Below are 15,516 nucleotides of genomic sequence, written 5' to 3'. Positions count from 1 at the left end.
CGGGCCGGGAGGTACCTGGGGCGAGATCAGCCGGCGTGACCGGAACCGATGTCCCTCCCCACGCGTCCGAACAGGCTGAAACCCCAAAAATCCATAAGGAGTGTCGTGGGTAGCGAGGAACGGCTGGAGCAGGCTCTGCGCTCCTTCCAGGAGCAGGCCAAGAAAGCGGCCGAGCTCAAGGAGAAGCTCGCCGAGCTGAAAGGACACGCCCGAAACTCCGACGGCTCGGTGACGGTGACGGTGGCGCCGTCGGGCGCGGTGCTGGGACTTCAGCTCTCGCCCATGGCCATGCGCCGCAGCCACACCCAGCTGCAACAGGAGATCCTGGCCACCATCCGACAGGCCACTCAGCAGGCCGCGGCGGCGATGCAGGCCACGGTGGAACCGATCCTCGGCGACAAGATGCAACAGTTCAAGGAGGCGTTCCGGGCGCAGAGCGTGACTCCGCTCGGCCCGAGCACACCGCCGCCCGCGTCCTCGTTGCCCCTGCCGGGTCAGCAGCCGGGCCAGCCCTCCACCCAACAGCCGGGCCAGCAGGCGGGCCCGCCGCCCACCCAGCAGCCGGTCCAGCGCCCCATCAGGTCGACTCCTCGTACTCGGCGCCCCGTGGAGGAGCTGGACGACGACGACTTCAACGGCCCGATCCTGCGCTGAGTCCGTCGGCTCTCGTCAACGCCCCGCTCCGCAACGAAAAGTGAGGACATCGTGACCGGCTACGAAGTACATGCCGAGGCTCTCCTCGAACACAGCAAGGGCTCGCAGGCCGCCTCCGAGAACTTCGCGAGTCTGGAGAGACTGCTCGAACAGGCACGGGTCAGCGACGACTGCTTCGGCCCACTCGGTGAGTTCCTGGTGCGCACCTACTTCAACAACCTGGAGGAGTGCCAGGGCCTGGCCAGTGACGCCAAGAACTTCCTCGAGGAAATCGCGGAGAAGACCGTTCAGGCCGCCAAGATGTACCAGCAATCCGACGACGCGGTGGTCGACGGCATGAAGCAGATCGACAGCGCGTTGTCGCAGGTCAGCTCCGGGCCGGGCTCGCTGGCGGACCTCAACTCGGCAGGCGACGACGGCAGGCGGAGCTACCTGGAGCAGCACGGCGGCTACGGCTCGTCGTGGATGAGCGCGTCCCAAAGCCTTTCCACCGCCTCCAGCCCGCCGGACATCGTCATCGACACCGTCCACATGCGGATGGAGCAGCTCCAGCTCATCACCAGTCCGGGCCAGGCGTTCTTCGACAACGGGCTGGGCTTCCTCGTCAGCATCGTCATCAGTCCGCTCGTGGAGTTCATCCTCGAACCCGCCGTCGGCGACCCCGACCAGATGCGGAGCACCGCCGAGGGCTGGGCGAAGGTCGCCGAATGGCTCGACACGGTTGGTGAAGACGAGAAGAAGCGGGCCGAGGCCACCGCCGAGGCGTGGCAGGGCCCGGCCGGGGACGCTTTCCGCACTCAGATGACCGAATTCGGCGACGGCTCCGCCGCGTTCGCCGACGAGATCAGGGACCTCCAGCAGATCCTTGAGACGGCCGCCGATCTGTTCGACCTGTTCGTCGAGACGGTGGTCGACTTCCTGACCGAGCTGGTGATGGGGCTCATCATCGAGTGGCTGGCCGCGCTCGCGGCCTCGTGGATCACCGCCGGCGCCTCGGTGGCCGCGGCGAGTGCCACCACCACCGCACAGGTCGGCATCACCGGAACCCGGCTCGGCATGAAGGTCAGGGAGCTCTTCAGCAAGCTCGGGCCACTGGTGAACAAGCTTGAGGACATCCTGGTGACCCTCCGCAACGGGCCGCTGCGTCGGGTCATGCAGCAGTCGCAGCGGCTGCAGAACATGCGAGGTGGCGGCATGCTGCACCGTCGGCTCGGGTCGCAGAGCCCGCTGTACCGCATCGTCACCAACGCCGACGAAGCCGGTAACTCCATCACGTCGAACCGCTTCGTGGGCCGGAGGGGACTGAGCGACACCGGCTCCGACGCCCTCGCGACGAACCTGAGCGAGCTCGGCCTTCGTACCCTGGGCATGAGCGGCACGACGAGGAAGACCACCGCGGCGTACAACGCCGCGATGGAGAACCTGCCGGGCGCCGCCGTCGAGCAGGGGATCAAGCGCGGCTACCACGAGGCCACGACCTCCGACGAGGAACAGCGTCGTGAGGACATCGAGCGAGGGTTCAACCTGTAATGAGCTTCTCCGACGCCCCTGGGCCGGCCACGCTGGCCCGACAAGTGGTCGCAGAGGGCGAGACGGTGCTGTGGGCCGCCCACGGTAGCCGGTTCGTCTACGACGTCGCGCGGCTGGACGAGAAGGGCCAGCCGCGGGCGGGCGCGGTCTCCAGGGGACTCGGAGCGCTCGGTCGCGGAGCGGCGAACGTGGCCGTCGGTCTCGTGGCGGGGATCGAGGACGATCCGGGCGGGGCCGACCTGCCGCCGGACGTCGTCGTGTTCGGTGACGGCCCCGACTGCCTGGCCCACACGGCCCTGCGCGACGTTCCCCTCGCCGCCCGCAGCAACTGGCGGACGTGGGCGCTGACCTCGGCCCGACTGCTCGTGCTCGACGTCGTCCGGGAACCCAGCCCGCCCAGGCAGGGTTCGCTGCTGCGCAAGACGATCGGGTGGGGCATGGACATCGTCAACATCGTCACCGACCGCACGAAGAAGTACGGCGAGAACGTCGCGGACGTTCCCGTCACCTGCCCGCCGATGGCGGTGTCGGCCTCCGTCGACCGCGATCGGATCAGCGGACTCGCCGTGTCCCGGCGCAGGCTGCGGATGCGCACCAAACCGTGTCTTCGGATGTCCTTCGTGGACGGCTCCGGCATCGACCTGCTTCTCGGTGTGGAGGACGAGAGCGTGTTCGAATGGATGCTGACGTTGAGCCGGGGAGACCGCTGATGGAAGAGAATCCGAGGCAGGCGGCCCAGAACGACGAGATCGTCGAGACCGAGCTCGCCCGGTACTGGCTCGCGGAGGGCGAGCGACTGATCCTCGGCTGCCCGCCCATCCGGGCACACGTCGGCGCGTTCGTGGGTGGCCGGCGGCGCGCGCCGCACGTGCCGAGTCGACAGCTGCCGGAAGTGCGGCTGGAGAGACCACGGTGGCCGCTGCCCGTGGAGAACCTGCCGCCGGAGGACTGGACCGACGACCCGACGCTGGGCCACTGGGTCCGCGCCGACCACGAAGGCCAGATCGCCGTAAGGCTCGCCGACCACCTGGCCGTCAGCCACGGTGAGGCACGCGTGGTCGTCACCGACCGCAGGATCGCGGTGGTGTATCCGACGAAACACCTCGCCGGCGATCCGGCCCCCGACTCGGGCGTGTTCGCCACGTTCGAGGAGATGGACGCCGGACACCTCGAAGCCCTCGACGCGCCGTTCCTCGGCCGCAGCGTTCCGCCGCGCCCCGTGATCGCGTTCCGGTTCGCCGACGGCTCCGAGTTGTACTCGCGGGACGTCCACGCGGTGATGAAGGTGCGCAGGGCGCGGGAACGGACTCACGCTCTGCGCTGAACCCGGTTCACCGCTGGGCGGTGGTCACCGGCTCCCGCTCCTCCTCCGGCAGGAGGGTGAAGTGCCCGACGCCGAGCGCGTCGGAGAACACCTGCCAGGTGTTCTCCCCGCTTCCGGGGCCGCGCTCGTAACGCAGCCGGTGGTCGATCGGCGCGCGCTCGATGTCCTCGTCGAAGAACAGGTAGTTCAGCCTCAGCAACGCCGAGGACACCGGCCCCGCCTCGGCGAGGCGGTCCTCCACGAGCTCGGCCACCCGGCCGCGGTCGGAGAACACGTCTATGATCCGGCACTCGCAGTAGTAGGCCAGCGTGCCGATCTCGCCGGGCGACAACACGGTGTCCTCGCCGACCCGTTCCCCGAGTTCCCGACCGACGTGCGCGTAGTCGGAGGCACTCGCCCAGTTGCCGAAGATCACGGGAGAACGCCAGGGCATGTCCCGCGTCACCGCCACGGCCACGGCCCCCGCCACGAACACGGCCACGGCACCGAGCGCGGCCAGCGGGGTGCGCTCCACCAACCTGGCGTCCTGCCCGGCCTTCACGAGCCACACACCGAGCGCCGCCACCGCGAACGTGCCCAGCGCGGTGGCGGGGGCCACGTAGTACCAGTGGTACGGTCCCACGCCCAGCGCGGTGTAGACCAGGTAGTAGGCAATGGCCCCTCCACCGAGGCCGACGAGGGCGGAGAGATCGGGAAACCGCGTCCAGCGTCGGGCCAATCGCAGGCCCACGAGACCGAACCAGGCGACGAGTCCCACCAAGGCCGGCGCGAACGCCATCACGACGGCGAACTTCTGGCCGAGGTAGTACATCACCGGCCCCGTCGCGTAGGTCCACCTGCCGAAAAGCCCGTCCTGGTCCTGCTTGATGACGAGGGTGTCGGGCACGGCCGAGCCGAGGACGACCCAGCTGAACACGTACCACGGCGCCGCCACGACGACCCCCGCGAGCACGGCCCTGCCGATGCGCCGCCGGATCGGCCCCGCGCACAACGCCATCACCAGCACGAACACCACGAGGTCGAGTCGCGTGAGCACGGCCAGCGCCGCGGCCACGCCGAACGCCACCGGACGTCCCTCGACGGCGAACACGGTGAGTAGCACGAGAACCGCCGGGATGAGCAGCACTTCGAGCCCAATGGCGGACAGGACGAAGGGGTTGGACAGCACCACCAGGACCCCGAGCACCGCCACCGGCCACGGCAGCCGGTACGCGCGCGTCAGGCGGGTCCATCCCCAGGCGAGCACGGCGGTCGCCACCACCGTCAACACCCCGAGCGCGACGACGGGATGGGCCGAACCCGACACCCGCGTCATCAGCGTGAGGGCGCCGAGCAGCAGCACGTTCAGCGGTGACGTGGCGGAGTTCGCCCGCATCCCCGGGACGAGTCCCCACTCGCCGTGCACGGCGAGGTTCTTGGCGTAGGACAGCGTGATGTAGGCGTCGTCGATGAGGCTGTCCTTCACGACGACGAAGACCCCTGCTGCGAGTAACGCCGCCCCGGCGACCACCAGCGCAGTGGCCCGCCGAGCCGGGTCGGTTGTCCGTTCTCTACGCTCCAACGGTGACCTTCCGTATTTGGTTGATCACAATATGCGGCGTGCTGTCCGTGGTGGCAGCCGGGTTGTTCGTGCTCGCGCCCGTGGAAACGCGGATGTCGGTGTACGAATGGCCGGACACCCCGGCGGGGAACAGGATCCTGCCGCTTCTTCCCTACGAGCCCCACCGATTGGACGTCACGTTCACCTGTAGGGACGTGAACACTCTCGGTGATGGCCTGTTGCTGTCTACCACGGCACCTCGTGAAGCGCCCGTCACGAATCACGTCGGCGGTGGACTCACCGTCGACGTCGCCGCGGACGTCGTCACGGTTCGGGTCGGGGACCTCCGGTTGATCACCTCCAGGGTGAACCACGACTGCGAGTGGTCCGTCTCGTCCGGACCGCACGGCACCGTCGTCTCGGTCGACGGCGAACGGCTCGCCCACACCGAGAACACGCCCGTGGTGACGGGAATGTTCACCGATCTCGTCGACCAAACCGAATTACGCGTGACGGTGGTGCCGGACACGAGGTTTGAAAGCACTCCCGGCCCGGCACGGATCGTGCTGGCCATCGTGGCGCTGACGGCGGCGGCGACGATGTTCGGGCTGTTGATTCGGGCGCACTCGGAACGCGCCCGTCGACTACGGCTGCTGCCCCGTGGCTGGTGGAGACCGCGGGGGCCCGACGTTCTCGTGGCCGGGGCGTTGGTGGGCTGGCTCGTGATCGGGGCGCCCACGGTGGACGACGGCTACATCGTCACCATGCTGAAGGCCGCCGACGACAGCGACTTCGTCGGCAACTACTTCCGCTGGTTCAACGCTCCCGAGGCACCGTTCAGCTGGTTCTACGAGCTATATCGGCTCGTCGTCGCGGTCGACGACGCCGTGTGGTGGCTTCGCCTGCCCTCCGTCCTCCTCGGGTTCGTGCTGTGGCTGCTCGTCGACCGGCTCCTGCTCCCCCGGCTGGCCCGACGACCGAGCACGCCGGCGCGGTTCGGCGCGGCGGGAGCCTTCGCCCTCTGGTACGTCCAGTTCGGCGTGGGCCTGCGCCCCGAGCCGTGGGTGATGCTCGGCACCGTCCTGGTGTTCCTCCTGGTCGAACGTGCCGTCGCCACGCGGAGTGCGCCCGCGCTGGCCACCGCCGTCGTGACGGCGGGACTGACCGTGGCCGTCACCCCCACCGGGGTGGTGGCGCTCGCGCCGTTCCTCGCCGCCGCCGGTGGCCTCGTGCGGCTGCTGCGGCATCACGGCGCGAAACTGGTGCCCGTCGTGCTGGGTGCGGCAGCCCTGCCCCTCCTGGTGATGTTCGCCGACCAGTCGCTGGCGGCGGTGCTGCATTCCACAGAGGTACGGACCGCGATCGGTCCCGCCTACGGCGTGTTCGACGAGCCAAGGCGGTACGAGGAGGTGTTCGACCCGCTCCGGGGTGGTCTCAACCGCCGTATGCCGTTGCTGCTGCTGTGGCTGTCGCTGCTGGTACTCGCGCTGCTGTTGGTCACTCGGCGGGCCCGTGGACTCGCGACCCGTCCCACCCGGCGAGCCGTGCTGGTCGCGGTGTTGTTCTTCGTCGCCCTGGCCTTCACCCCCACCAAGTACACGCACCACTTCGGCGCCATCGGCGGCATCGCCGCGGTGTTGCTGGCCGCCGTGGTGCACACCGTGCGTTCGGGGGCGCTGCGACGGCCCGTGGAACGCTCGCTGTTCGTCGTCGCCGTGGCAGCGACCGCGGCCTACGCGCTCGGCGCGCCGCTGCGTTGGTGGTTCGTCGCCACCCTCGGGGTGCCGTGGTCGCGGGAACAACCGGACATCGGCGAGATCGATCTCGCCACCGTCGTGCTCGGCGGCGGCCTGCTGCTGGCCGTGGCGGGACTACTCGGAGCGTGGCGGCGGCTACCGTCCCCGGCCTGGTTACTCCCACTCCTCGCCATGGGAACCGTGGCAGTCGAGCTCGGATCGCTGGCCTACCCGCTGCACTCCCGGTCGGGCACCTACAGCGTCGCGTACTCCACGGCGACCTCGTTCTCCGGAAGCTGCGGCATCGAGGACTGGCTCGACGTGGAACCCGACGTGCGGAAAGGCGTGCTCCGGCCCGAAGAACCCCGCGAAGGGTCGGGGTTCGGTTTCCGTCGCAACGCGGGCTATCCCGACGACGCCCCACCACCCGCTCCCTACGGGACGGACGCGGCACCGGTGTGGGGCAGTGGCGGAACGGCGGGGTCGTGGACCAGTCCGTGGTATCCGCTGCCCGCGCACGCGGCCTCCGCCGACGCGCCCCCGCTCGTAGTGCCCCTCGCCGGGCGCGGCCCGGTGTCGGCGACCGTGCAGTTCGGCGACCGCGACGGCATCGTCGACCGAGAGGTACGGCTCCGGCTCGGTGACGGCTCGTGGCGCGAGGCGCGACTCGACCCCGGTGAGGCCGAGCGAGTCCGGGTGATCGCCGTCGACCGGGGCGACGGCGGATGGCTCGCGGTGGGCAATCCTCGGCTGCCGCACGTCGTGCCGGTCACCGAGTACGTTCCGATTTCCCGGCCCGTAGCGCTCGACTGGGTGGACGCCTTCTTCCTGCCGTGCCGAAGACCGGCCGCCGTCGCCCACGGCGTCACCCAGCCGGTGACCCACCTGTTCTCGGTGGGGCCGGACAGCCGTTGGCTCACCGGCATGTCCTACTCCACGGCCGCGGGCGGGCCCTACGCATCGCTGTTGGACGTCGCGAACCTTGTTCCGATACCCACGTACCTGCGGGGAGACAAACTGCGGGAGGAGATCAGCGTGTTCCGGTTCGACTACGTGGCCCCGCCGTTGGACGGCATGGCGAGGTGACGCTCACAAATAGTACGAGCACGCCAGCGTGACGACCCAGGCCGCGCCGAGCACCTGCAGCACGCGGTCGCGCAACGCGATCTCCTCGGGCTCGCCCGCGTTGCCGCCGTCGACGTCCACGGCGTAACGCAGCACCGCGATCACGAACGGCACGATGGAGATGACACTCCACACGGTGCCCGGCACGCGCTGCTGCTGTTCGAACGCCCACAGGCAGTACGTCATGATCAGTATCGCCGCCGCCGTAGCCCAGACGAACCGCAGGTAACTGGCGGAGTACTTCTTCAGCGACGACCGGATCTTCGCCCCGGTTCGCTCGTAGAGCATCACCTCGGCGAAACGCTTGCCCGCCACCATGAACAGGGAGCCGAACGCGGTGACCAGCAAGAACCACTGCGACAGGCTGATGCCGGTGGCGACACCACCCGCGATCAGCCGCATCAGGAAGCCCGATCCGACGATCACCAGGTCGATCACCGGCTGGTGTTTCAGACCGAAGCAGTAGCCGAGCTGGACCGCCTCGTACACGACGAGCACGATCAGCAACCGCCAGTCGGCGAGGAAACCGACGCCGAGGCCGGCACCGAAGAACACCACGGCGGAGGCGTAGGCCAACGGGATCGGCACCACGCCCGCGGCGATCGGCCGGTTGCGTTTGGTGGGATGGGCGCGATCCGCCTCGACGTCCACCGCGTCGTTGATGAGATAGACCGAGCTGGCGACGAGTGAGAACGCCACGAACGCCACCGCGGCGTCGACGAGCACGTCGACGTTGGTGATCTGGGCCGCGGTGAACGGTGCCGCGAACACCAGGACGTTCTTCACCCACTGCCGTGGCCGGGCCGTCCTGGCCACGCCGAGTAACGTCGGGATCGGTCCCTTTCGGGTGGAGGCACCGTCCCTGACATCGGCACGCTCGGTCGTCTCACTCATCGTCGTGTCCGCTTCCGTGAGGTCAGCCTGCGGCGCAGGATGCCGCCGACGACACCCCCGAGGGCGGCGCCGGCGAGTACGTCGGTCGGATAGTGCACGCCGAGCACGAGACGCGAGACGAGCATCGGCGGCACAAGGGCGGGCACGAGGTTACGCCCCACCAGCCCCGAGTACAGCACAGCCGCCGCGGTGGTCGACGTGGCGTGTGACGACGGGAAACTCAACCGACTGGGGGTATCGACACCCACGGTGACGGCCGGATGCTCCGGCCGCCGCCTGCGTACGACCCGTTTGACCGCGATCGAGGCCGCGTGCGCGCCGACGACGCCCGCCGCCGCGGTGAGCCACTCCCGGCGTCGCCGCGAGTCCACGGCGGCGCCCACGAGCCCCAGTGCGAACCAGCCCGCGCTGTGCTCGCCGAAGTGGGACAAACCGCGCGCCGCCTTCACGACGGCGGGGCGGGCGATCGCCCGCTGCACGCCCGCGAGAACGGCGAGTTCGCCCGAGGGCCGTGGGACCTCCTCCCCCACGGCCCTGTCGGCGGGACGCTTCTCAAGCATCGATCGACCCGTCGAGCGGAGCACCCTCGGTGAGGTGCGGGGCGATCTTGTTGTCGAACATCGACAGCGCCGACCCGATGGCCATGTGCATGTCCAGGTACTTGTACGTACCGAGGCGGCCACCGAACAGGACGTTGCGCTCCGCCGCCTCCTTCTTCGCCAGCTCGCGGTAGCGCTCCAGCTTCTGCCGGTTCTCGGGCGTGTTGATCGGGTAGTACGGCTCGTCGCCCTCGGAGGCGAACCGCGAGTACTCCCGCACGATCACCGTCTTGTCAGTGGGGTAGTAGTCCCGCTCGGGGTGGAAGTGCCGGAACTCGTGGATACGGGTGTACGGCACATCGATGTCGTTGTAGTTCATGACCGCCGTGCCCTGGTAGTCACCGGTGGGCACGACCTCCTGCTCGAAGTCCAGCGTGCGCCAGCCGAGCCTGCCCTCGGAGTAGCCGAAGTACCGGTCGAGCGGGCCGGTGTAGACCGTCGGCGTCCCCTCCGGGATCTGGTCGCGCACGTCGAAGTAGTCGACGTTGGTGCGCACCTCGATGTTCGGGTGGGAGGCCATCTTCTCCAGCCACGCGGTGTAGCCGTCGACGGGCAGGCCCTCGTAGGTGTCGTTGAAGTACCGGTTGTTGAAGTTGTAACGCACCGGCAGCCGCGTGATGATCGAAGGCGACAGTTCCTTCGGGTCGGTCTGCCACTGCTTGGCCGTGTAGCCCTTGACGAACGCCTCGTACAGCGGACGCCCGATGAGGGAGATGGCCTTCTCCTCCAGGTTCTTGGCGTCCTTGGTGTCGATCTCACTGGCCTGCTCGGCGATCAGCTCGCGAGCCTCGTCGGGCGAATGCGACTTGCCGAAGAACTGGTTGATCAGGTGCAGGTTCATCGGGAACGTGTAGACCTGCCCCTGGTACTTCGCGAACACGCGGTGCTGGTAGCCGGTGAAGTCGGTGAACTGGTTGACGTAGTCCCAGACCCGCTTGTTGGACGTGTGGAACAGGTGGGCGCCGTAGCGGTGCACCTCGATGCCGGTCTCGGGCTCGGCCTCCGAGTACGCGTTACCCCCGATGTGGTTACGCCGTTCCAGCACCAGGACGCGCTTGTCGAGCTGGCTGGCGACGCGCTCGGCCACGGTGAGGCCGAAGAAACCGGAGCCGACGACAATCAAATCGAAACCGGTGTATGCGCCGTTTGTGATGTCTGTGGTGTTCGTGTCCGCGCTCACGAGCGAAAGGCTACCGACGCGCATCGACCCCCGTGCGGTGAGGCCGTGGTTATGAAACCCCTGTTAAGTGGTTCGTCCACGCCGCTCCCGCCTCTCCGCACGAGGGCCGCGCGCTTCCTGGTACCCCTTATATCCCCGGGCGCCTGTCGGTGGTCCTGCGTCACATCCGACGGTCCAGGGGCCGCACTGGTTCCTTACCCTGCGTGATTCACCCGTTCCAGTTACTCAATTGGTCTGATCCCGGCCCTGCACGCGGGGCAGCAGGTCGGCGGCGATCTCCTCCAACACCGACTCCTTGCCCTGGTACGGCGTGCCACTGCGCGGCCAGTGCACCACCACGTCGGTGAAGCCCAGCTCCTCCGCCCGGCCCACCGCCTCGGCGAAGGCCTCGGTACTCGACAGCGAGAACACCGGCGCGGCGTCCAAGCTGAGGCAACGCACCACCTGCTCCCGACCCGTCTCGGCGAGGGCGTCGTCGAACCTGCTCGACAACTCCCGTACCCGGCTCCACCACTCGTCCTGGGTCTGGCCCTCCTCCGGGCGCCCCGTGGTGATCCAGCCGTCGCCCGTACGAGCGGCGAAGGCGATCGTCCTCGGGCCGTCCGCGGCCAGCAGCAGGGGCGAGCGCGGTTTCTGTACGCAGCCGGGAAGGTTCCGCGCGCCGTTGGCCGTGTAGTAGGTGCCCGAGTGGTCGTAGCCGTCCGTGCGCAGCAGCCCGTCGAGCGCCTCGACGAACTCGATGTACCGGTCGGCCCGCTGCCCGGCCGACAGTTCCGCCCCACCGAGCACCGACGCGTCGTACCCCCGACCCCCGGCGCCGATCCCGAGCACGAGGCGTCCGTCGGCGAGGTCGTCGAGGGTGATGACCTCCCGAGCGAACGGCACGGGATGACGGAAATTGGGGGAGGCCACGAAGGTTCCGAGTCTGATAGTGGTCGTGACCATGGCCGCGGCGGCCAGGGTGGGCACCGCGCTGAACCACGGCCCGTCCACCAGCGAACGCCATCCCAGGTGGTCGTACGTCCACGCGTGGTCGAAACCGTACTCCTCGGCGGCCCGCCACTTCGGTTCGGCGGCCCACCACCTGTCCTCGGGGAGGATCACAATGCCTACGCGCACGTCGTTGACGCTATCGGTGAAACACGCCACCCCGCAGCACGGGCAGGTTCTGGGAGACTGGTGATGTGGAGAAACCCCGGCTCATCGCCTCCGACGTCGACGGCACCCTGCTCACCCCCCTGGAGGAGGTGGCACCTCGCACTGCCGCCGTGGTGACCCGCGCCGTCGACGACGGCGTACCGGTCATCCTCGTCACCGGCAGGCCACCGCGCTGGATCCCGCCGGTCGCGGAGGCCACCGGCCTGACCGGCTACGCGGTGTGCGCGAACGGCGCCGTACTGTACGACATCGGCGCGGACCGCGTCGTGGACGTGCACGGTCTGCTCGATCCCGTGCAGCTCACCGACCTGGCCGAGGCACTCGACCACGCACTTCCCGGATGCACCCTGGCCTCCGAGCGCATCGGCACGAAGGCGGTGGACGACGACCTGCCCAACTTCGTGATCGAGGCGGAGTACTACAACCCGTGGGACGACGGGGAGGGCTTCGTGGTGCCGCGCGCGGAGGTACTGGGGCATCCGGCAGTGAAATTGCTGGTCAGCCACCGCAAGATGACGTCCGACGAGATGGCCGTCGCGGCCCGCAGCGTACTGGGCGACAGCGTGCACATCACCTTCTCCACCGGCGGCGGGCTGATCGAGATCTCCTCGCCCGGCATCACGAAGGCTAGCGGACTCGCCGAAGTCGCCCAGCGGTTGGACGTGACGGCCGACGAGACGATCTCGTTCGGCGACATGCCCAACGACCTGCCGATGCTCACCTGGGCCGGACACGGGGTCGCCGTTGCCAACGCCCACCCGACGGTGCTGGAGGCCGCCGACGAGATCACCGCTTCCAACGCCGAGCACGGCGTGGCGCAGGTGCTGGAGCGCTGGTTCTAAAGGCACGACACGTACGTGAAATCCGGGTGGGAGTCCAGTAGCTCGACGAGGTACGTGGCCCCCGCCCGCCGCACGTACACCGACACCCAGTACGGAGTGCCCTCCCTGCGGAAGCTCGCCACCTCGTACAGCTCCGCGTAGGCGGGGTTGATGCCGCACCCCTGCTCGGTGGTGTAGCCGGACTCCTCGACCACCACGGCCGGTTCGCGCACGTTGACCACATAGTCGAAGTCGCGGGCGAGGTAGATGCCGCGACCTCCCACCCGCACCGGCTCGCCTTCGTGCGCGATGTGCTCGTCCGTGCGGCCGAAGACGTCCACGACGGTGATCGACGGTCCCGCCGCGTACGCCAGCGCCCCCGTGTTGTGGGTGCTGATCACCGTTCCCGCCGGCAACGACTCGTCCAGCCACCTGCCGATCTCGGAGAGCTGGGCCGTGGAGGCACGCAGCTCCCGCATCGCGGGCAGCGCGCGAGGATGCACCGTGGTCACGACGAGCGACAACCCGCACAGCGCCATGGTCACCACGGCGACCGTGCGCCTGCGCGCGAGCGGCGCCCGCGTCCCCGTCCCGCCGGACGTGGTCGTGTCCCTGGCGGGGGCGGTCACGGCGAAAAGCCCGTACGCGGCCGTACCCACCACCGCCAGCAGCACGGGCACCGGGGCGAGCAACCGCCACGCCGGCATCCAGCCGCCACCGCAGACCACGACACCCGCCACGATCCCGAGGGCGAGTGCCACCAGCAGCCACACCACCGAGCGAGCGCGTGCCACGCCTTTCGGCACCCCGCGGCGGGTCAGCAGCAGCGCCAGCGCGGTCACCGCGAGTGCCACGAACGCCTGGTAGGCCAACGCGAACTCGGCCACGTACTCCCAGCCGCCCGCCAGCCGGTCGGACCAGGCTCCGCTCCACCGCGACACGACCACGTTGGGCAGCAGGTGCTCGTAGATGGTGAGCCGCCACACCGTCCACGGCACCAACAGCACGGCGGCACCCACCACGTACGCCACCGCGGCCGCTTCCAGCTGCCTGCGACGCACCGCCTCCACGGCGAACCACACCAGGCCGACCACGGCGAGGAACAGGCCCTCCGGCCTCGTCATGACCGCCAACGCGACCACCACCCCGGCCACCACCGCTCTACCGGACGCGAGCGCGAGGCAGAAGGTGAGCGTCAGCAGCACGAACAGGGGCGCTTCGAGCCCCGAGGCGCCGTAGGCCGAAAGCGAGCTCGACCCCGCGGTGAGCGCCGCCGCCACCACTCCGAGGCCGGGCATGCCCGGCCCTTCCGGTTGGGCCAGGCGCACGATCCGGTTCGTCAGCCGGTAGGCCAGCACCACGCATCCGAGGGCACTGCCGACGCCGAGGATCACGGCGGTCGGCACGATGGCGCCGGAGTCACCGAGGACGACGCCGGGCAGGGCCACGAGGATCAGCCACAGGAAGTTCGCGTATCCCTCGACGTACTCACCGAGGTTGTAGACGGCGCCGTAGCCTTCGACGATGTTGTGCGCGTAACGGAAGGTGACGTAGGCGTCACCGGCGATGGTGGCATAGGCGAGCTGGTGGAACAGCGACAGCAGCAGGGCAAGGCCCAACGCCGAGAACCGCCAGACGCGTCTGGCGTTGATACGCGGCCACCACCCGATCAGGAACACGGCCAGCACGAGCCATGAACCGATCGTGACCGCTGCCACCCCACACCTCGCCCGCTAGACCGACGTGCACCCCTTCCGTGACGAAGCTACTTGCTCCCGACGGCCGAAGGGGTCACTCGCAGCGCGTGTGTCGCCGACAACCGGGACCCCGGACCGGCGAACGGGACGTAACGACGCCCTCTCGGGATCGTCACGAAAGAGCCGGTCCCGTTATGCCACCCACGGGAGACCGATACCTCTACCGTGCATAAGAAACATTTCGGACTCCTTGCAGCCGGAGTGGCGGTGGTCTTGACCGCGTCGTGCTCGGCCTCGGAGCCCGAGAAGACCGACAAAAGCAGTGTCGCGGCGCCGGCCGGCAGCACCGGGAAACCGGCGGAGCCACCGCTGACGGCGGAGGAAGCCTTCGGTGACCTCGGCGCGATCGACTACTGCGAGTTGCTCGACGTACGAGCCCTCGAAGAAACCGACGCCACCATCGACTTCATGGTCCCGGACTTCCGGCACTGCCTCGTCGGGGTCGACGCTCCCGCCACCACGATGACCGTGATGATCGGCGGGCTGTACGACAACGCCGAGGAGGGAAACCTGCCCTCGGAGGACGAGGCGCTGTCGCGTTCCGTGCATCGCCAGACGTTCGACACCGAAGCAGGGTGCTTGCGAACCCTGCTGTTCGCCGACGAGATCGGCATACAGGTCTTCGCGCAGGGGCTGCGGGGTGTCGAGCAAGTCGACATGAAGGAGCTCTGCCGCGTCGCCGACACCGTGACCGACGGGGTCGTCGAGGCCGCCTTCTCGGAGGAGACGTTCCCGAGGACGTTCGGGGAGGGGTCGCTCGCGGAGTTGGAGGCGTGCGCGCTGCTCGACGACACCGCCGCCTCGGACGCGCTCGACGACGACCTGGTCGCTCACGAGCGGGTCGGTGGTCACGGCTGCACCTGGGGTCCGCCGATGGGGCCCTCGGTCGAGCTGACCTTCGGGGTGGAGATGCCCGTGGACCTGGCGGAGTTCTCCACGAAGCTCGAAGGCCGCCCCACGAGGGTGACGGGGAGCGAGCTGCGTTGCGACGTGTCCACCCCACACATCCCGCTCGCCGGGGGTTACCCGCAAGAACGCGAGATCCTCACTGTGTCGGCCACGACGTTCGACCCGAGCGCCTGCGACGTGGCCGAAGAACTCGCCGCGCTCGTCTGGCCGAAGCTTCCCGAGTTCCGGGACTGAGCACCGAGTCTTTGCTCTCCTTCCCGAGGTGTGACGCAGTGGCCCCGATCGGAAC

General features: G+C 69.0%; 13 protein-coding genes. 7 read left to right on the top strand and 6 right to left on the bottom strand.

All coding sequences use genetic code 11. From position 1 onward, the window contains the following. Positions 1–105: 105 nt before the first annotated feature. Genes SACGLDRAFT_RS00820 through SACGLDRAFT_RS00805 form a run of 4 tightly spaced genes read left to right on the top strand, consistent with a single transcriptional unit; the run spans position 106 to position 3,508 of the window. Positions 106–654: a YbaB/EbfC family nucleoid-associated protein gene (locus tag SACGLDRAFT_RS00820; RefSeq protein ID WP_005460952.1), complete on the top strand. Its 549-nt coding sequence runs from the start codon at positions 106–108 to the stop codon at positions 652–654. Positions 655–705: 51 nt separating this feature from the next. Further along, positions 706–2,184 (top strand): WXG100 family type VII secretion target, encoded by a 1,479-nt coding sequence (locus SACGLDRAFT_RS00815; protein WP_005460951.1) that lies wholly within the window; start codon positions 706–708, stop codon positions 2,182–2,184. Beyond that, positions 2,184–2,894 carry a hypothetical protein gene (locus SACGLDRAFT_RS00810; RefSeq protein WP_005460949.1) on the top strand — a complete coding sequence of 237 codons (711 nt, stop codon included), beginning with the start codon at positions 2,184–2,186 and terminating at the stop codon, positions 2,892–2,894. The genes SACGLDRAFT_RS00815 and SACGLDRAFT_RS00810 overlap by 1 nt, the downstream gene beginning before the upstream one ends. Next, entirely contained in the window at positions 2,894–3,508 is a 615-nt protein-coding gene (locus SACGLDRAFT_RS00805) for a hypothetical protein (protein ID WP_005460947.1), read from the top strand. The genes SACGLDRAFT_RS00810 and SACGLDRAFT_RS00805 overlap by 1 nt, the downstream gene beginning before the upstream one ends. A gap of 7 nt (positions 3,509–3,515) precedes the next feature. Here SACGLDRAFT_RS00805 and SACGLDRAFT_RS00800 read toward each other — a convergent pair whose 3' ends face one another. Continuing rightward, positions 3,516–5,069, bottom strand: coding sequence for a hypothetical protein (locus SACGLDRAFT_RS00800; protein WP_040918346.1), 1,554 nt, complete (start codon positions 5,067–5,069; stop codon positions 3,516–3,518). A gap of 2 nt (positions 5,070–5,071) precedes the next feature. Here SACGLDRAFT_RS00800 and SACGLDRAFT_RS00795 point away from each other — a divergent pair, with 2 nt between their 5' ends. Further along, positions 5,072–7,870 (top strand): arabinosyltransferase domain-containing protein, encoded by a 2,799-nt coding sequence (locus SACGLDRAFT_RS00795; protein WP_005460941.1) that lies wholly within the window; start codon positions 5,072–5,074, stop codon positions 7,868–7,870. Positions 7,871–7,873: 3 nt separating this feature from the next. Here SACGLDRAFT_RS00795 and SACGLDRAFT_RS00790 read toward each other — a convergent pair whose 3' ends face one another. From SACGLDRAFT_RS00790 to SACGLDRAFT_RS00775, 4 genes are all read right to left on the bottom strand, one after another. After that, positions 7,874–8,803, bottom strand: coding sequence for a decaprenyl-phosphate phosphoribosyltransferase (locus SACGLDRAFT_RS00790; RefSeq protein ID WP_005460940.1), 930 nt, complete (start codon positions 8,801–8,803; stop codon positions 7,874–7,876). Then, entirely contained in the window at positions 8,800–9,363 is a 564-nt protein-coding gene (locus SACGLDRAFT_RS00785) for a phosphatase PAP2 family protein (RefSeq protein ID WP_005460939.1), read from the bottom strand. Before SACGLDRAFT_RS00785 ends, SACGLDRAFT_RS00790 begins: the two co-directional genes overlap by 4 nt. After that, positions 9,356–10,606: a UDP-galactopyranose mutase gene (glf, locus tag SACGLDRAFT_RS00780; protein WP_005460938.1), complete on the bottom strand. Its 1,251-nt coding sequence runs from the start codon at positions 10,604–10,606 to the stop codon at positions 9,356–9,358. The genes SACGLDRAFT_RS00785 and glf overlap by 8 nt, the downstream gene beginning before the upstream one ends. 201 nt (positions 10,607–10,807) lie before the next feature. Then, a complete protein-coding gene (locus SACGLDRAFT_RS00775) occupies positions 10,808–11,686 on the bottom strand; it encodes an LLM class flavin-dependent oxidoreductase (protein WP_198283540.1) in 879 nt (292 codons plus the stop codon). Positions 11,687–11,766: 80 nt separating this feature from the next. Here SACGLDRAFT_RS00775 and SACGLDRAFT_RS00770 point away from each other — a divergent pair, with 80 nt between their 5' ends. Continuing rightward, positions 11,767–12,582, top strand: a complete 816-nt coding sequence (locus SACGLDRAFT_RS00770) for an HAD family hydrolase (RefSeq protein WP_005460928.1) — start codon at positions 11,767–11,769, stop codon at positions 12,580–12,582. On the opposite strand, the gene SACGLDRAFT_RS00765 is transcribed toward SACGLDRAFT_RS00770, so the two are convergent. Then, complete coding sequence (locus SACGLDRAFT_RS00765) at positions 12,579–14,279, bottom strand: hypothetical protein (protein ID WP_005460927.1); 1,701 nt, start codon at positions 14,277–14,279, stop codon at positions 12,579–12,581. The genes SACGLDRAFT_RS00770 and SACGLDRAFT_RS00765 overlap by 4 nt on opposite strands. A 246-nt stretch (positions 14,280–14,525) precedes the next feature. Between SACGLDRAFT_RS00765 and SACGLDRAFT_RS00760 the strand changes: the two genes are divergently transcribed. After that, positions 14,526–15,461 carry a hypothetical protein gene (locus SACGLDRAFT_RS00760; protein WP_005460926.1) on the top strand — a complete coding sequence of 312 codons (936 nt, stop codon included), beginning with the start codon at positions 14,526–14,528 and terminating at the stop codon, positions 15,459–15,461. Positions 15,462–15,516: the final 55 nt, after the last annotated feature.

The sequence above is a fragment of the Saccharomonospora glauca K62 genome (genome assembly GCF_000243395.2).
GTDB lineage: Bacteria > Actinomycetota > Actinomycetes > Mycobacteriales > Pseudonocardiaceae > Saccharomonospora > Saccharomonospora glauca.
Note: the sequence above shows the minus strand (reverse complement) of the source record. Positions and strands in the feature narration are given on the sequence as shown.

Coding starts and splice junctions, on each gene's coding strand:
- SACGLDRAFT_RS00810 (WP_005460949.1), top strand. CDS start 2,184: ATGAGCTTCTCCGACGCCCCTGGGCCGGCCACGCTGGCCCGACAAGTG.
- SACGLDRAFT_RS00805 (WP_005460947.1), top strand. CDS start 2,894: ATGGAAGAGAATCCGAGGCAGGCGGCCCAGAACGACGAGATCGTCGAG.
- SACGLDRAFT_RS00790 (WP_005460940.1), bottom strand. CDS start 8,803: ATGAGTGAGACGACCGAGCGTGCCGATGTCAGGGACGGTGCCTCCACC.
- SACGLDRAFT_RS00785 (WP_005460939.1), bottom strand. CDS start 9,363: ATGCTTGAGAAGCGTCCCGCCGACAGGGCCGTGGGGGAGGAGGTCCCA.
- glf (WP_005460938.1), bottom strand. CDS start 10,606: ATGCGCGTCGGTAGCCTTTCGCTCGTGAGCGCGGACACGAACACCACA.